The organism is Pseudomonas emilianonis (assembly GCF_023072625.1).
Taxonomy (GTDB): domain Bacteria; phylum Pseudomonadota; class Gammaproteobacteria; order Pseudomonadales; family Pseudomonadaceae; genus Aquipseudomonas; species Aquipseudomonas paraveronii.
On sequence record NZ_JAKNRV010000539.1, the window covers coordinates 1 to 2,506 of the forward strand.

Below are 2,506 nucleotides of genomic sequence, written 5' to 3' on the forward strand. Positions count from 1 at the left end.
TGATCCTGGCCAGTGGATCGGTCACTGCGCTCAGGTTGCCGGATTCGTCGTAACTGAAGCGCCACTCGCCGTTTTGCGGATCAATCGCGCCGAGCAATTGGCGATCTTCGCTCCATTCGAACTGCCAGGCATGGCCCAGGTTATCGACGTAGCGGGTGATCTGGTACTGCGGGTTCCAATAGCGGGTGCTGACCCGTTTCAGGCCATCGGTGACGCGCGTGATACCGGCATCGAGGTCGTAGTCGAAGGTGAATTCATCGCCGGCATCGGTCCAATGCCGGCTGACGCGCCATTCCTCGCCATGCGGGCCAGGCACTGCGTGCCATTGGTAGAAGCAACGCAAGCCACTCGGCAGTTGGTGTTCGACCATGCGCCGCGCGCGGTCGTAAGCAAAACGTCGTTGGCTCGTGCCTTGTGCGTCGAGGACTTCGGCCAGGTCGCCGTGGGTGTCGTAGCGATAGCTGACCAGCACGTCGCTGCGCCCAGCAAAATGTTGCCGATGCAGGTAACGGCGCTCGATATGGCTCACGCGCCGCGGATGCTCGGCGGTGTAGCTCACGTCGACGTGCATCAGCTCATGGCTGTCGCGCAGGCGGCACAGGCGACCCTGGACGTCGTAATCCAGAAAGATGCGCCCTTCGTTGCGATCACCCAGCAGATGCAGGCGCATCCGCGAGAGGTTCAGAGGGTCGGGTTCGAAGAGCCGATACAGGCCGTCGATACTTTCGATCAGGATGGCGCCGTCGGCGCTGCGCCTGACCGCAAGGCCTTCGCCGGGGCTGAAGGCGCCGCCTGACAACGGGAGGTAGCCGATGTCTATGCGGCGCCCCTGTTCGTCGATGTAGGTGAGGTATTCATCTTTATCGATCTCGACGGCGACCTCATAGGCAACGCTCCAGCCGGCGCCGAAAAGGCCGTCGTGGCGTTGATCGAGGCTGCTGTAGAAGCGCTGCCAGTCGATGGGGAGCAGGCCTGGCAGGACGAAGTCCAGTTCTTCTTCGGCGCCGAGGATTTTGGCCCCGGTCGGGCTATGCACCGGGTTGGGCGAACCGTTGACCGCGCTGTTGAGTGCCGAGGTGAGCTTGCCGGTTCCATACGCCACGGCCCCGCCCGCCAACGCGCCGCCGACCAGGCATGGCAAGTTGCTCCAAAAGCCTTTCACATTGCCGCGTAGCGCAAGCAGCGCGGCAATCGCCAAGCCGACGCCCGGTGTCTTTCCACTGCGAATTTCGCGCACCACGACGGGGTCGCCACCGATACGCACATCGGCAGAAATCAGCCCCTCGACGCTGCCGATCTTGGCGTCGCACGTGCTGCGGTCACCGCTGCGTGCGGCCGGTTGCCCGTTGATGAAGACCGAACTGGAACCCTCGGCAATGAATTGCTCGGGCATCGGCGGGTGCTTGGTGCAGGCGACGGTGTCCAGCGGACACGGCACGGTACCGGCAGCGGGTGTGGCGACCGTCGGGCGCCACAGTTGTGAGAAAAATCCCTGTGCCATGTCCAGAAAACTGGGGGCCGGTGGCTCACTGGGCGCGACCGACACAGCCATCATCTTTCCGGCAGCCCGGGCCGCCGGTTTGCCATTGATGAAAACGTCGTCTGAGCCGCTGCTGATAAAGGCCTCGATCACCGGCGGAAAAACCCAGTTGGCGGCGGTTTCGCACCAACTGGAGATCTTCACGTCAGCCCCCGAGAGCCCGGCGGTGATCCCCATCACAGCGCCGACCGCCAGCCCCAAGGCGACGCAGCCAACGCCGCCAGTGGCGATGGTCACGCCGGTCGCTGCAGCGATCAACGCGCCGGCGGCCAGGCAGCCCACGGACGTGATGGCGGCATAGGCCGCGACTTCCAGCACACCGCCGAGAACATCGGCCATCATTGATGGTGTGCAGCAGCGCGTCGCCTTCGCGGGCGGCCCAAAACGCGTCAGTCATGCCTGCAATCCCTGCCTGAAAAGGCCGGAATCAAATCACGCAACTAACGCGCTGCTCAGGTGAGACTTTCCGAGAGGGTCGTAAGGCTTTTCCCAAAGCAGACAGAGCGGAGGGGCTTCCGCTCCCGATTTACCAGTGCCCATCGTTTTTAATGCGTGGCCTATCGGTAAAGCAGACGCTCAGCCAGTTCATCGGCCACCCGTGCAGGTGAACGCTTTTCGGCCTGGGCGTGGGCGAAGATTTCGGTTAGGCGCGTGCCGATGTTCGACAGGTGCGCGGTGATGGTCGGCAGTTCGGCGCCGCTGTATTTGAGGGCGCCGTAGATCAGGCCGCCGGAGTTGATCACGTAGTCCGGGGCGTAGAGGATGCCACGCCCTTCCAGTTGGTCGGCCACTTGCAGGTTGGTCAGTTGCGCACTTGCGGAACCGGCCACGGCGGCGCAGCGCAGTTGGCCGACGCTGTTGCGATTGAACACCGCGCCGAGGCCGCAGGGCGCGAGGATGTCGCAGGGGGTGCTGAGCAAGGCCTCGTTGGCGATCGGGTGCGCGCAAAGTTGTTCCATGGCCAGT

At 63.6% G+C, this 2,506-nt stretch carries 2 pseudogenes; both read right to left on the minus strand.

The features are described 5' to 3' along the window. Positions 1–1,937, minus strand: a pseudogene (locus tag L9Z73_RS29005) (DUF6531 domain-containing protein); the annotation flags it as partial. 160 nt (positions 1,938–2,097) lie between these two features. Continuing rightward, positions 2,098–2,506, minus strand: a pseudogene (locus L9Z73_RS29010) (amino acid dehydrogenase); the annotation flags it as partial.